Origin of the sequence: Zhihengliuella alba (genome assembly GCF_039538765.1) — a bacterium.
In the GTDB taxonomy this organism is placed as follows: Bacteria; Actinomycetota; Actinomycetes; order Actinomycetales; family Micrococcaceae; genus Zhihengliuella; species Zhihengliuella alba.
The window spans coordinates 238744-253843 of sequence record NZ_BAABCJ010000001.1; the positions used below are offsets into that span (position 1 = coordinate 238744).

A 15100-nucleotide genomic window follows, 5' to 3' on the forward strand; every position below is an offset into this window, starting at 1 on the left:
CGCGGCCGCTTGCTGTGATTTCGGACGGTCAAGGCAGGTCCTGGCCCGTGCGCAAGGACACTCGTGGGCCCAGGGTGGCTCCCCGGAATCCCAAGGCCCCGGTTGTATGCTTACGTGGTGCTTCCGGCGAGAGCCGGCAATCGACGAACGTGAGGTTTGATTCATGGGCAAAGTCCTGACCATTCATGGCGGTGCGCCCCTGCGCGGAACTGTCAATGTCAGGGGGGCCAAGAACCTGGTGCCGAAGGCCATGGTCGCCGCACTGCTGGGCGACAGCCCTTCCGTGCTGCGCAATGTGCCGGAGATCCGGGACGTGGAGATCGTCACCGGACTGCTGCAGATCCATGGCGTCACCGTCTCGAAGGACCCCGAGTCCGGCGACCTCACACTCGACCCGCGGGGCGCGGTCCGTGCCTCGTCGAAGGAGATCGATGCCCACGCAGGCGACTCCCGGATCCCGATCCTCTTCTGCGGGCCGCTCATCCACAGCATCGGCGAAGCCTTCATCCCGGATCTAGGCGGCTGCCGCATCGGCGACCGTCCGATCGACTTCCATCTTAATGTGCTCCGGGCCTTCGGGGCAGTCGTCGACAAGCGGACTGACGGCATTGCGATCCGTGCCCCGCACGGGCTCACCGGAGCCAAGCTCGAACTGCCGTACCCCTCGGTCGGGGCAACGGAGCAGGTCCTGTTGTCCGCCGTCCGAGCCGAAGGCATCACAGAGCTCAAGAACGCGGCCGTGGAGCCGGAGATCATGGACCTGATCGCCATCCTGCAGAAGATGGGTGCGATCATCCAGGTCCAGACGGACCGGGTCATCCGCGTGGAGGGTGTGCCGACGCTCTCCGGCTACAACCACTTCGCCGTGGGCGATCGCAACGAGGCCGCGTCCTGGGCTTCGGCTGCCTTGGTGACGAAGGGCGACATCTTCGTCGAGGGAGCCCAGCAGCCCAACCTCACCGCCTTCCTGAACACCTTCCGCAAAGTCGGAGGTGCCTTCGATGTCCACGACAACGGTATCCGCTTCTACCACCCCGGCGGCGACCTGAAGCCGCTCGTGCTCGAGACCAACGTCCACCCGGGATTCATGACGGACTGGCAGCAGCCGCTCGTCGTCGCGCTCACCCAGGCGACCGGCGTCTCGATCGTGCACGAAACGGTCTACGAGAACCGGTTCGGTTTCACCGACGCTCTCGTCCGGATGGGAGCGACCATCCAGCTGCACCGCGAATGCCTGGGTTCTGTGCCGTGCCGGTTCGGGCAGCGGAACTTCCTCCATTCCGCCGTCATCACCGGACCCTCGAAACTGGTGGGCCAAGACATCGACATCCCCGACCTCCGTGGCGGATTCTCGCATCTGATCGCAGCGCTGGCGGCCGAGGGCAGCTCCAGGGTGACCGGGATCGAGCTGATCAACCGTGGCTACGAGCACTTCCTGGACAAGCTGCAGGGACTCGGCGCCCGCGTGGAACTGAGCGAAGAGCACAACTAAGGGGATGCCCGTGCAAGAGAGCCGTCGCGCGCGCGTCACCTTCGGCGTCATCGCGGGCATCGCCCGTCCGCTCATGAACATCCTGATGGCCAGGCGGTGGGAGCGCTTCGACCGCCTGCCGGAGACGGGATTCATCGCCTGCCCGAACCACCTGACCGAGATCGATCCTGTGGTGGTCGGTCACGCGCTCTACAGCAACGGGCGGCTGCCCCGCTATCTCGCCAAGGAGTCGCTCTTCGAGCTGCCTGTCATCGGATGGGTCCTCAAGGCGACGGAACAGATCCCCGTCACCCGCTCATCGGCCTCGGCCAACCGTTCCCTCCAGCAGGCGCAGGCACTGCTGGATGCTGGTTCTGTCGCCGTTGTGTATCCGGAGGGGACTCTGACGCGCGATCCCGACCTGTGGCCCATGCGCGGCCGGACCGGAGCCGCGCGACTGGCCCTGCAGTCCCGAGCCCCCGTGGTACCCATCGCGCACTGGGGGGCCCAGGACGTCCTTCCGCGTTACGGCAAGAAGCTGCACGTGCTGCCACGCAAGACCGTTCGAGTACGCGTCGGCGACCCCGTCGACCTCTCGGACCTCTACGGAAAACCCATCACCAAGTCCGTCCTCGAGGAGGCCACCGACCGCATCATGCGCGCTGTGGCGGCAGGCGTGGCGGAGCTGCGGGGGAAGTCGGCGCCTGCGGAGCTCTGGGACCCGCGGGCACACGGCCAAGCGCTGCACGGACGTGACTTCGACGACTCCGGCCGCGTCGACGGACAAGGGAGCGCACCGTGAAGCCGCCCCGCAAGGTCGCGGTGCTCGGAGCAGGAAGCTGGGGCACCACTTTTGCCAAAGTCATCGCCGACGCCGCCCGTTTCAGTTCCAACGACGACGGACATCCGGCCCGCGTCGTCGTCTGGGCGCGCAGACCCGAAGTGGCGACCGAGATCGACGAGCGCCACCGCAACTCCAGCTACCTCGACGGCATCGAACTGCCGGAGAACGTCCACGCCACAGCCGACCCCAGCGAGGCGTTGGAACACGCTGACATCGTTGTGCTGGCGGTGCCGGCTCAGACGCTCCGGGCTCAGCTCCGACAAGTAGCAGACGTCCTGCCGCGTTCCGCCGTCGTCGTCTCCCTGATGAAAGGTCTGGAGCGGGACAGCGATGCCCGCATGAGCGAAGTCATCTGCAGCGAGCTCGGGTTGGACTCCTCACGAGTCGCGGTCGTCTCCGGGCCGAACCTCGCGATGGAGATCGCCCGCGAGGAACCGACGGCCTCCGTGGTCGCCTGCGAGGACGAGGAGATCGCCGCGTGGGTCGCCGCGGCCGCCAGCGCCCCGTACTTCCGGCCGTACACGAACTCGGACGTCGTCGGTGTCGAGATGGGCGGGATCGTCAAGAACGTCATCGCCCTGGCGGTCGGAATGTGCGACGGCATGGGGATGGGGGACAACACCAAGGCCTCGGTGATCACCCGTGGACTCGCCGAGACCACCCGGCTGGCGTCCGCGCTCGGGGGGCGCATCGAGACCATGGCCGGCCTGGCCGGGCTCGGGGACCTCGTGGCCACGTGCTCTTCGCCACTGTCCCGTAATCGGACCGCCGGCCGGCTGCTCGGCGAGGACCTGACGCCGGACGAGGTCGTGGCCAGCATGACCCAGACCGCCGAGGGCATGAAGTCCGCCCACGCCGTCCTGCACCTGGCCCGACGCAACGACGTCGAGATGCCGATCACCGAGGCAGTCGTCGCCGTGCTCGACGGACGCTTGTCCACCACGGACATGGCGCGCGCGCTGCTGGGCCGCGACTTGAAGTCAGAACAAGACCACCGCAACGAAAGCGATGACGAATGACCTCCTCCCGCAAGCCCCGAGTCCTGCTGCTCTTCGGCGGACGCTCCTCGGAGCACGCGGTCTCGTGCGTCACCGCAGCCGGCGTCATGGGCGCCATCGATCGAGAGAAGTACGACGTGGTGCCCGTGGGCATCACCCGAGACGGGGTTTGGACCCCGGTCGATTCCGATCCCGCCGGCTGGACGCTGGAATCCGGCCGGCGCCCCGAAGTCACGCGCGGGAAGAGCACCGTCCGCTTGGCCGAGCCCGACGGCGTCGCCGATGACGCTGTAGGTTCGGCCGACATTGCGGAAGGACGCCAGCTCGTCGCGCAGGCTGCCAGCGGCCCTCCGGAGAGCCTCGGCGCGATCGACGTGGTCTTCCCGCTCCTGCACGGTCCCTTCGGCGAAGACGGCACCCTGCAAGGGCTGCTCGAGATGGCGGACATGGCGTACGTGGGCTCGGGCGTGGCAGCCAGTGCCATCGGGATGGACAAGCACTTCATGAAGGTCGCCTTCACCGCGGCCGGCTTCGAGGTGGGTCCTTACGCCGTCATCACGGACAAGGAATGGCGGCGTGATCGTGCGGCTGCCCTGCACAAGGCTGAGTCGTTGCGCTTTCCGCTCTTCGTCAAGCCCGCCAGAGCGGGGTCCTCGATGGGCATCACGCGTGTAACCGATCCATCCCAGTTGACCGATGCCATCGAGGAGGCCCGCAAGCACGACCCGAAGGTCGTGGTCGAGGCAGGAATCGCGGGACGCGAGATCGAGTGCGGTGTCCTCGAGGGTCGCGGCTCCGACGCGCCACGCACCTCGTTCCCCGGTGAGATCGTCGTCGCCGATGGCGCCCACACGTTCTACGACTTCGAGGCGAAGTACGTGGATGGCTCCGCCGCCAACCTCAGTTGTCCTGCGGAACTCCCCTCAGACGCTGTCCGGCAGATCCGCGAGCTCGCCGCAGCCGCCTTCGACGCCGTCGGCGGCGAGGGGTTGGCACGAGTGGACTTCTTCTACACACCGGAGGGCCGGTGGGTCATCAACGAGATCAACACCATGCCTGGCTTCACGCCGACGAGCATGTATCCCCAGATGTGGGCGAAGACGGGATTGGCATACCCCGAGCTGATCGACGAGCTGATCAGTTTGGCTCTCGAGCGTCGGCGCGGGCTGCGCTAGCGGAAGTCGGTTTCGCGTTGCGTCGAAAGGCACTCCTCCTGGGCGGGGATGCGTCCCACGGACGCCGCCAGTTCGGGCAGCACGTTGCTGGAGGGGACGGCGTTCGGGTTGAAGAGGACTTCAACAGCGGGCGTGCGTCCATAGGTCGTGAGGGTCCAGTGATCGTCGCCCTCGGCCGCTAGCCAGTCGACACCGTTCGCGGAGACGCACGGCTGCGTCGAGACGGTGCTCGGGGTCCCTGCGCCACATCGTAGGACGATGGCCGACGGGTCTCCCCACGCCGCGGTGGCCTGGCTGTTGGTCTCCCGGCGTGGGAGCCCCGACAGCGTCTCGGGCAGGTAGACCATCACATTTGCGCAAGCCGGATCGTTGGCGTTGGCGGCTGGATCGACATCCACCACTGGTGCGCACCCGGCCGCCGACAGCGCGACGGCCGAACCTGCGGACATGAACAGGTACCAGCGAGCCCTGCGGCGAGGCCGTGGCTGCCGTTCGGTCCAGGCGGGGTTTTCACAAGCGGAGCTCTTCACGACTCGAGCCTAACGGCATACCCATGCGCAGCGCCCAAGCCATGGCCAGCGCCACGATGACGGGGGCTGCGTTATATCGGCATGGCATAATTGCTCTTTGGTCCAGCCGGTCGGCTGTGCGATGACGAGGAATGAGGGTGTATGAGCCAGACGGACGGGACGTCGGGTTACGACGACGAGGGGCCGCGCCGCAAGAAGCGCCCAGTACTGATCGTGGTGCTGTCGCTGCTGACCGTCGTGCTGATCGCAGGCGGTATCGCCTTCGGTTACCTCTACAGCCTCATGAACAGCTTCCAGTCGAAGGCACAGACCATTGAATCCGTCTTCCCCAGCGACGAACCACGGCCCGAGCGACCGGACGAGAGCGCGGACGCCTTGAACTTCCTGGTCATCGGTTCCGATGTGCGCGGCGGCAGCGGCGAGACGGAGAATCTAGCCGACGTGCCCAATGGCGGCCGGTCGGACACTATGATGCTGGTCAATATTCCGGGCGACCGGTCTGCCGTCAACGTCATGTCGATCATGCGAGACACGTGGGTCGAGATCCCGGGGCGCGGCGAGCACAAGATCAACGCAGCACTGGCCTTCGGCGGGGTCCCGCTCCTCGTGCAGACCATCGAGGGTCTGGTCGAAGCGCCGATCGACCACGTGGCCATCATCGATTTCGAGGGATTCAAAGCCCTCACGGATGCTTTGGGCGGTGTCGAACTCAACAATCCGCAAGCGTTCACGTCCGGCGGTTCGGCTGGGGAGCATTTCCCCGCAGGAGTGATCGAACTCGACGGTGAAAGCGCTCTGAAGTTCGTGCGCGAACGGAAACAGTTCAAGGACGGTGACTACACTCGCGTCGCGAATCAGCAGCTCTACATGAAGGCCGTGATGTCTGAGTTCCTCAACGCGGACACCTTGACCAATCCGGGCAAGATCTCGGACGTCGTGAGCGAGTTCTCGCCGTACGTCACCGTCGATCAGACCCTGGACTCGATGAAGTTGGCCACCATCGGAGTCAGCATGAGAGACGTCCGAAGCTCCGACGTCACCACGTTCACTCTGCCGAACCAAGGCGTCGGACGCTCGGCCGATGGCCAGTCGATCGTCGTCTATGATCCCGCGGCCACGGCCGAGGTCGCGGAAGCCATCAAGAATGACACGCTGGCTCAGTATGTCGCTGAGAACAATCTGCAGAATTGACGCGGCGGCACTGTCGGGGGAGGAGCAGAGAGTGAACCGGTCGATGGACCCGAGCACACGGCCGTTCACGTGGCCACTGCGTATCGCCGCCTCCGCCCTGTTGCTGGGCGGCACTATGCCGGCAGGGCCGGCAATCGGACCGGCCGTGGCCGTTCCGCTTCCTACACCGCCAGCAGCTTCGCTCGAGCCCGACGACCGTCTCGTCGACACCGGTCCTGATGTACCCTCCGAGGCGAATCCGCAACCGACGAGCGAAGCGGCGACATCCGCACAGCCCACCGAGGTCGCCCCGTCCGGCGCGGCCAGCGTGAGGCCAAGCTCCAACACCACCTCCGACTCCGATCAGCGGGGCACCGGTGAGGCAGACGGGGTCGAGCGCTCTGCAGATCGCGGGTCGGTCGCCGAACGGCCTGCCGACGGTGGGAACGGACGAGACTCGGTGGGCACAGGTTCCAGCGGGCTGACCGTCGACTCGGCGACCGGCTATTACGTTCACGCCCGCACTGGCTTTCTGATCGTGCCGCAGAGCGGGCAGATGCTTGTGCCCGGTTCCTTGGCCGACACAGGGTATAGGTACAGCTTCATCTCCGGCCGCGTCCTCTACGCGCATCCCGGAACGGCGGCCGGTTCGACGTCGCCGTCGCCCACGGCCGCCAAATCCGAGTCGCCCTCTGCCGGTGAAGCACCCTCCGCCTCGTTGGTCCGAGCCGCACCGTCCGCTGACTCCTCGGCGTCCACGACTTCTGGCGCCCCAGAGGTGGGCCAGGGCGGTGGAGAGACCGGAGGGGTCGCGCCCTCTGAACGTGTGGCACAGCAGTCCCTCGCCCAGCCCGTCTTGAACGTGGCTGTCGCTCTCGGTGTGGCGGCGGTGGCCGTTCTCTACTACGTGAAGGTATTCCGCCGCCCCGCACGGAAGGGCAGATCGTAGACGATGAACGTCCTAGCCCACCGCCATACCCTCAAGCGGCACTGGCAGGAGGATCCGGCGTCGTTCGTCCTCCGACTCTGGCGCCGGAAAGCCAACGCTTCCCACCAACGTCTCCTCGTCGCCTTCGACAATGTTCTCCGGGCAGCGCCGGCAACACGGATGGCAGCGACCGCGGCGCTCCTTCGCGAGAATTCTGATTCGGTACGCGAACGTCTCAAAGCAGCCCTGGCCAAGGGACCTAGGGGAGCCCAGGCCAAGTACTTCGCCGACCTCGCCCTTGCGGCCCACGAACCAGAACTCGCGAAGGTCTTCGCGGGCCGCATGGACGACGCGGTAGGGACCGAACAGACGCTCGCCAAACTCGACTTCTACAACGGCAATACCACTCAAGCGATCTCTCGGCTCGATCCGGAGAATCAACGGCTCGCGCGGCTCCGCGACCGCTATCTGGCTGAGCAGGAGGTGTTCGGCGACTGGTGCCCCGCAGTGTCCTCGATCCAGGACTACGAACCACGTCAGCGGACAGTGCTCCATCTGCTCACGAACTCGCTGCCCTACACGAGCACTGGATACACGCAGCGCTCGCATTCGCTGCTCAAAGCGCAGGCGGTTGCAGGTTGGAGAGTTCACGCGGCCACTCGCCTTGGCTACCCGGAGTCGCTCGGGATTCTGCCGCACCACAGCAAGCAGACAATAGACCAGGTCACGTATCACCGTCTTCGTGCCGATGGTCCAGTACCGAACCTGCGAGATCGGTTGCAGGAGGAGGCGGAGAAGCTCCTCAGGCTCGTGCTCGAACTACGCCCCGCCGTCATACACACCACCACGCACTTCGTGAATGGCCTCGTGGCACGAGCCGTCGCGGAGGCTGTCGGTATTCCCTGGGTCTACGAAGTCCGGGGACAATTGTCCGATACTTGGGCCTCGAAGCGAGGCCCCGAGGCCACAGAGTCCGAGCGCTATCGTCGCTTCAATGCACGCGAGGCCGAAGTAATGGCCGCCGCCAACCTGGTTCTGACCCTCGGCCATGCCATGCGCGACAGAATCCTTGGGGCCGGGGTAAATCCCGCTCGTGTCTTGTTATCGCCCAATGCCGTCGGCAACGCGTTCCTGGAAACCCCCCGGCCCTCCCGAGTGGCCAAATTGGAACTGCACCTAGACCCTGACAAGTTCTTCATTGGCACCGTGTCCTCCCTGGTGAGCTATGAGGGACTCGACGATCTCATCAGTGCTTTTGCCGAGTTGCGCACCGGGCGCGATGACGTCGAACTCATGATCGTGGGGGACGGCATGGCCATGCCGAGTCTGCGCCTGCATGCGGCCGAGCTCGGATTGGATCCAGAGAAGATCTTCACGGGACGCGTTCCTGCCCAGCAGGCCCCCTTGCGCCACCAAGCGTTGGATGTGTTCGTCGTACCCCGCAAGGATTTCGCCGTCACTCGCGCGGTGACCCCCCTCAAGCCGGTGGAGGCCATGGCATCGTGCAGACCGGTGGTCGCCTCCGACCTGCCGGCCCTGAGGGAGATGGTCAAAGACGGTGTGACAGGCTTGGTCGTTCCGCCTAGCGATCCGTCTGCTCTGGCCGACGCCATCCACCGGCTTCTCGAGGATGGCGACGTGCGAGCTCGAATGGGGTTCGCGGGGCGCGCGACCGTCTTGAACACCAGGACATGGGAGCGCAACGCCATGCTTTGCATCGAAAACTACAACACGCTTATCCGGGACGTGCCGCGCTAGCTGCGGTTGGATAAACAGAGAATGGAGCGACGTTTGCCGGCTGAAAAAGAGACCACTTATGTAGATGTTGCGCATCTCAATAAGCGGGGAGGGCGACAGGGGTTCGTCGACTATCTGATTCGAGTCTGGGAGACGCGCGACTATATATCTCATGAGGCTAAGGCTCAGGTTACTCAAGGCGGCGAGCATCAATTTCTGGGTAACCTTTGGCTGATTATCAATCCTATACTTGACGGCGCAGTTTATTTCGTCGTATTTGGACTAATCCTAAATCTCAGTGATGGAATTGACAACTTTGTTGCCTTCCTGTTGATTGGCGTATTTCTATTCCAGATGACGACTAAATGTGTCAATGGATCGGCCATGTCCATCTATCGATTCAAGCCCGGCGGGTCGGGCGGCCTGCTGCCAGCCCTGACGGCGCCCTTGAGTGTCAACGCTCGCGTCTGGCTCAGTGGTTTCCCGAGCTATCTAGTGCTTCTTGTCATGTTACTTCTTATTCCGCCGGCGGAAGAGTTAAGTTTCTACATTCTATTGCTCATACCCATCATCGTCTTGCAGGCCCTTGTCAATCTGGGGATCTCGGTGATGGCGGCGCACTTCGTCGCGGTGGTTCCAGATGTAAACAATCTGCTAAGAGTCTCCACGCGAGCGTGGATGTACGGATCCGGGGTGATGTTCTCGGTGGACCGCTTTGCGGAACTTAGCCCTCTGTTGGCTTTCCTAATCCATTGGAACCCAATGGCATGGGTGCTTTCGGCTGCCCGAGACGTCACGATCTATGGCAGCGCGCCCGCGCTCGAGGGCTGGTACATCATGTTGCTCTGGGCCGTCGCGCCACTGCTCGTGGGCTCGCTATTGGTGTGGTGGCGTGAAGGAACTTACCGCAAGGCAGGAGATAATAATGACTAGCGCCGATCCGGTCACGCGCGCCAACCTGGTGTTACATCGTATCGGCGCCTCGCGGACCTACGGCCGCGGGGCAAGCTCCCACGAAGTCGGGCTGCAGGATCTGGATCTTTGCGTGAATGCTGGTGAGTCACTGGGCCTGCTAGGGGGCCGCAATGACGGGATCGAACTCTTGGTGCATCTCATTTCCGGAAGCGCGCGTCCGGAGAGTGGAAATGTTTTTCAATCGGAGTACCCACTAGTCGTCTCACCCCGAAGCGGCTTCACCGAAGAGGAGACCCTCGCGTTCAACCTCAGTCGGATGGGTATGGCGCGTCAGGTGAACGGTGTTGCACTTCGCAAGGTGGTAGAGCTCGTCCTCGACGAGGCCGGCATGGCCGAAGCGTCATCGACGAGAGTCGGAGATGTTGATCCGATGACTCTGGGCACAGTCGCAATCTACATGGGCATTGCGCTTGGAGCTTCACTACTCGTTTTTGAAGACCCGGAAGAGTTCTCCGCAATACTCGAGGACGAGGACGTAGCAGCGAAGATTGCTGCGTTTCGCCTGCGCGGGGGATCCACTGTCTTCGCAGGTAGCAACCCTCGGACCCTCGGGCGCCTTTGCGACCGCATAATTTGGCTAAAGGAAGGTAGGGTCGTTATGGCGGCGGACTCGTCCACCGTGATCCGGTGGCACTCTCAAGTTGCCAAAGCAATCAAGGACCGTGACCATGTCAGAGCCCGACAACTCGAGCGACGACTTCAGAACCAATTTCCTCCCGACCGTTTCGAATTACTGGGTGCCGCGCCCAAGCCGAGAAGAGGATATTAGTCGTATGGTGAGCAAAAGCAATGCAAGCCGAGGCGTGACACCTGCGCACGACGCGCTGTTCCGCGCCAAGCAGTTCCGGGTGCAGCAGAGGATTGAATCCGGAGAGGTTGATCTGGTCGACCTCATCGAGCGCGAGCGTCTGTACCTGGACAAAATCGGAAAACTTGAGAAAGAAAATCGCCGACTGAAAAGTTTAGGCGAAGAGGCAGCCTCGCGCCTTCGGGACACCCGGCAGGAGCGGGACCGGCTGGCAACGAAACTGGCGAAGCAAACTGAACGAGTAGACAAGTTCAAGAAGGCCTACGATGGACTCCGGCAACGACCCGTTGTCCGGGCAGCGAACTTGCTCAGCGATCCGAAGCGATTGGTCCAACGCCTGGGGCTCCCCGCACCTTGTCCAGGAGGGCATGCATCGGCGAGTCGGCCCCCGGGAGACGGTACGTCGACCGCGTCCTCGACGCCCTTGCCGGACGGAAATCGAACCGCCGAACTGGGTGGATCGGTATCCGACGCAAATCGGAAAGTTGCAAGTCAGAAGTCGCCGATGCAGAGGGTTCGTGAACTCCTCAACGAAGGTCATATCAGGTCACCGTACGAGTACCTCCAAGGCCTGTCAGACGAGCACGCGACTAAAGTCGAAGCTGATTGGCTGAAGCGTCTGCGCGGGCAAGTCTCACTTCTCGATTCATTACCAGTTCTTCCGCCTACCGGACTCGACCCCGCCTATCTGCCTCAGCGCGGCCGCATCATGTATTGCGCGCATAGTACTGCTGAGTTCCAATCCAATGGTTATTCGACTCGGACGAGTCACCTGGCATCTGCGTTGGGTGCCGAAGGACATGACATATTCGTGGCAGCCCGACCGGGTTATCCTTGGGACTCTCAGACAGACCGCCGGGCGCCGGTAGGCAGGCCATGTGTCCGAAGCTTCGGAGCCCTGGAGTATCACTACGATCCCAGCACCGACTGGTCGCGCACGCCGTTGGATATCTATCTTCAACAGGCAGCAGACTCCTACGTCCGGAAGGCCCAGTCCCAGCGAGCCGCGACCATCCACAGCGCCTCCAACTACTACACGGCACTGCCCGCGCTCACGGCGGCCCGGCGGCTCGGCATCCCCTTCGTCTATGAGGTCCGGGGCCTCTGGGAGATCACCGAACTCGCTTCCAAGACTCCGGACTGGCGGGAAACCGACAAATTCCGTTTGGCAGAACGACTGGAGACGTTCGTCGCAACCAATGCGGACCGTGTCCTGGCCATTACGGACGAAGTGAAGGCCGAACTTGTCCGTCGGGGAGTCGACGAACGGCGCATCGACCTGCTTCCCAACGCGGCGGACCCTGCGGTGTTCGTTCCGACCGGCCGGGACCGGCAGCTAGCCCAGTCCCTTGACATCCGTCCAGAGGACTATGTCATCGGCTACGCCGGCAGCATGGTGGCCTATGAGGGACTGGATCTTCTCATCCGCGCGTTCAAACAGGTCCACCAGGCTGTGCCTCGCGCCCGCCTCCTGTTGGTCGGCGACGGCAAGGAACGCGAATCCCTGGGAGTCCTCGCCGACGAGTTGGGACTCGGAAGCGCGGTGATCTTCACTGGCCGTGTGAAGCCCACGATGGTGCGCAGATACCTGACCTTGTTCGACGTCGCCCCGTGCCCCCGGCGTTCTAACGTCGTGACGGAGATGGTCTCGCCACTCAAGCCACTAGAAGCCATGGCCGCTGGCATCCCGGTCGTCGGATCCGACGTGGCACCGATCAAGCATCTGATCGGCGAGGAGCAGCAGCGCGGTCGCATTTTCGAAGCCGACAACGCGGATGCGTTGGCCGAGGTCCTGATCGAGCTCGGGCAACGACCATCAGTTCGCGGTGACGTGGGGCGCGCTGCCCGCCAGTGGGCTGTCGAGAATCGCTCCTGGACAGCTGTCGCCCGTCTGGCGACCGCCGCCTATGAACAACTGTCGATAGGCGGGCTCCAGCCCGATGAGAGCACTGCGACAGCAGGACGTCCGCTGTCGTCAGTGCGTCTAGGACTCATCGCCGATGAGTTCACCTTCGCGACTTTCAGCCCGGAATGCAGGACGGTTGCGCTCTACCCAGAGACGTGGTCCGAAGTCCTCGACGGCGACGGAATCGATGTCCTTCTCGTCGAGTCGGCCTGGGCAGGAAATGAGGGAGCGTGGACGCGCGGCGTCGGCTACTACAGTGATGAGGAAATCGCCCCGCTGCGGAACCTGGTGGAGGCCTGCCGTGCGCGTGGGATCCCCACGATCTTCTGGAACAAGGAAGATCCCGTCCACACGGAGCGCTTCATTCGCACTTCGGCCCTCTTCGACCACGTCTTCACCACGGATGCGGACTGCATCCGGCGGTACGCAACGGAGGGCACGGGAACCGTCCGTACGGTGGCCTCACTTCCGTTCTTTGCGCAGGCCGCCCTCCATCATCCCCTCCCGGTCGACCGCCCATACGAACACACCGTCGCCTACGGCGGCTCGTACTACGGTGACCGGTACCCGGACCGGTCCGCCGAACTGTCCCGCATCCTCGGCGAGGTGGAACCGCACGGCCTGACGATCTATGACCGCCAGGTCAACCACGAGAACAGCCCCTACAGGTTCCCAGAGCGGCTTGCACCCCATGTCCAGGGCGGGCTCGAGTATCCGGAGATGGTCGCCGCCTACAAGTCCCACCCGGTCCACGTCAACGTCAATTCCGTCGACAAGTCGCCGACGATGTTCTCCCGCCGAGTGATGGAACTCGCCGGTTGTGGCACGCCGGTGATCTCCGGCCGAGGCCGCGGCGTCACGAGCCTGTTCGGACGGCTCCTGCCACTGGCGGTGAAGCCCGGAACGGCCGACCTGCTCGCCGACTACTGGCTCAACGAGGAAGCAGGGAGGAACGCGGACGGATGGCGTCTCCATCGGCATGTCTACAGGGCCCACCTGGCGACGCACAGACTCGCCTACATGCTGCGGACGGCGGGGCTGGGCATCGCTGTGGATGCGCTGCCGGAGTACGTCCTCGATGTCGATTCGCTCACGCCGGACGTCGCTGACCAAATCCTCGGACAGACGCACCGGCCAGTCGCCGTCCGCAGCGGGGGAGGAGCCACCGCCGACGCTGTTGCTCGACTGAATGCGGCAGGAATCGTGATGTCGGACGGGAGCGAGGACCTCCCCGAGACTTCTCGGGCCTGGCTCGGCGACGCCCTGGCCGATCCGGAGGTCGCTGAGGATCTGGCACGGTCGCTGTGGCTGGAGCAGAGAATCGAGTGCGACCAGGCCCTCGCCTGCGCTGAAATGCAGACCCAGGACATCGACGAACGCGGCAAGACGCTGCTGGTCCGTCGGCCCTCGGAGCCCGGAGCGCCCTGGTTCGGACGGAAACCCGGTTCGAGCGAGCCGGTGCTCGTTGCCCGACGGGCGATCGCCGCCCGTACCAGCCCCGACGTGGAACCAGCCTCGACGACCTCCGAGCAGACGCCGCGGACGATTATCGTGGCCGGTCACGACCTGAAATTCGCGCGCGCCCTGATGGAACGATTGGCATCGTCCGGACATACCGTGCTGGTTGACGAGTGGCAGGACCATGCGAAGCACGATCCCGAGCAGAGCAAGCGATTGCTCGCGCAGGCAGACGTGATCTTCTGCGAGTGGTCGTTGGGCAATGCAGAGTGGTATGCGCGCCACGTCCGGGGCGACCAGCGTCTGATCGTCCGGTTCCACTCCCAGGAGCTCTTCACTGCCTACCCCGAACGGACCGACGCGAAGCGCTTCGACGCCACCGTCTACGTGGGGCGGCTGGTGCGCGACATGGCCGTCAGCCGGCTGGGGTACCCGGCGGGCTCGGCTCGCATCGTGCCCAATGCGGTGGAGCCGGAACTCTACAACCAGGAGAAGACGGGAGACGCCCGCTTCAACCTGGGACTCGTGGGGATCGTGCCGCAGCAGAAGCACCTCGACCGGGCCCTGGATGTCCTCCGGCAGCTCCGCCTGACGGATCAGCGGTACCAGCTGTTCATCAAGGGGAAGACCCCGGAGGACTACCCGTGGATGGCCAAGCGGGAGGACGAAATGGCGTACTACAACGCTCAGTACGCCCGCATCACCGACGATCCGCTGCTGGCGGGCGCCGTCCACTTCGATGGACACGGGAACGACATGGTCGAGTGGTACCGGAAGATCGGCGTCGTCCTCTCCGTGAGTGACTTCGAGTCATTCCACCTGACGCTCGCTGACGGAGGCGCCTCCGGAGCTCTTCCTGTCTCGCTTGCGTGGCCTGGTTCCGAGTACATCTATCCCGGGGAGTGGCTGCACCTGACGGTGGGGTCCATGGCAGAGAGGATCCTCGGCGTCACAGGGGACGCAGCGGCCTACCGAGAGGCGACACGGCAGGCGCGCCAATACTGCCGGCGGTTCCATGCCGACGAGGTTCTGGGAGAGCTGGAGCGGGTGGTGCTCGGCTGACGGCGGAGCGACGGAAACGCTGGGGGCGGTACGGCGGC

10 protein-coding genes are annotated in these 15100 nt (G+C 64.1%); 9 read left to right on the plus strand and 1 reads right to left on the minus strand.

All coding sequences use genetic code 11. From position 1 onward, the window contains the following. Positions 1–163 precede the first annotated feature (163 nt). From murA to ABD784_RS01100, 4 genes are read left to right on the plus strand one after another with little or no spacing between them, the layout of a single operon-like run. On the plus strand, positions 164–1492 hold the full coding sequence (gene murA, locus ABD784_RS01085; protein WP_344878716.1) for a UDP-N-acetylglucosamine 1-carboxyvinyltransferase: 1329 nt from the start codon (positions 164–166) through the stop codon (positions 1490–1492). A 10-nt stretch (positions 1493–1502) separates the two neighbouring features. Further along, positions 1503–2273 carry a lysophospholipid acyltransferase family protein gene (locus ABD784_RS01090; protein WP_344878719.1) on the plus strand — a complete coding sequence of 257 codons (771 nt, stop codon included), beginning with the start codon at positions 1503–1505 and terminating at the stop codon, positions 2271–2273. After that, on the plus strand, positions 2270–3334 hold the full coding sequence (locus ABD784_RS01095; RefSeq protein ID WP_344878722.1) for an NAD(P)H-dependent glycerol-3-phosphate dehydrogenase: 1065 nt from the start codon (positions 2270–2272) through the stop codon (positions 3332–3334). Before ABD784_RS01090 ends, ABD784_RS01095 begins: the two co-directional genes overlap by 4 nt. Continuing rightward, complete coding sequence (locus ABD784_RS01100; RefSeq protein WP_344878725.1) at positions 3331–4488, plus strand: D-alanine--D-alanine ligase family protein; 1158 nt, start codon at positions 3331–3333, stop codon at positions 4486–4488. Before ABD784_RS01095 ends, ABD784_RS01100 begins: the two co-directional genes overlap by 4 nt. On the opposite strand, the gene ABD784_RS01105 is transcribed toward ABD784_RS01100, so the two are convergent. Beyond that, positions 4485–5018, minus strand: a complete 534-nt coding sequence (locus ABD784_RS01105; RefSeq protein WP_344878727.1) for a DUF3515 domain-containing protein — start codon at positions 5016–5018, stop codon at positions 4485–4487. The genes ABD784_RS01100 and ABD784_RS01105 overlap by 4 nt on opposite strands. A 141-nt stretch (positions 5019–5159) precedes the next feature. Between ABD784_RS01105 and ABD784_RS01110 the strand changes: the two genes are divergently transcribed. The 5 genes from ABD784_RS01110 (at position 5160) to ABD784_RS01130 (ending at position 15062) form a co-directional block, all read left to right on the plus strand. Continuing rightward, the gene (locus ABD784_RS01110; protein WP_344878731.1) at positions 5160–6209 is read left to right on the plus strand and encodes an LCP family protein; all 1050 of its coding nucleotides are present in this window, start codon (positions 5160–5162) and stop codon (positions 6207–6209) included. Between the two features lie 931 nt (positions 6210–7140). Next, positions 7141–8874, plus strand: coding sequence for a glycosyltransferase family 4 protein (locus ABD784_RS01115; RefSeq protein ID WP_344878734.1), 1734 nt, complete (start codon positions 7141–7143; stop codon positions 8872–8874). Between the two features lie 21 nt (positions 8875–8895). Then, positions 8896–9786 (plus strand): ABC transporter permease, encoded by an 891-nt coding sequence (locus ABD784_RS01120; RefSeq protein ID WP_344878737.1) that lies wholly within the window; start codon positions 8896–8898, stop codon positions 9784–9786. Continuing rightward, positions 9779–10597, plus strand: a complete 819-nt coding sequence (locus ABD784_RS01125; RefSeq protein ID WP_344878740.1) for a hypothetical protein — start codon at positions 9779–9781, stop codon at positions 10595–10597. The genes ABD784_RS01120 and ABD784_RS01125 overlap by 8 nt, the downstream gene beginning before the upstream one ends. Further along, positions 10497–15062, plus strand: coding sequence for a glycosyltransferase (locus tag ABD784_RS01130; protein ID WP_344878743.1), 4566 nt, complete (start codon positions 10497–10499; stop codon positions 15060–15062). The genes ABD784_RS01125 and ABD784_RS01130 overlap by 101 nt, the downstream gene beginning before the upstream one ends. The last annotated feature ends 38 nt before the right edge of the window (positions 15063–15100 follow it).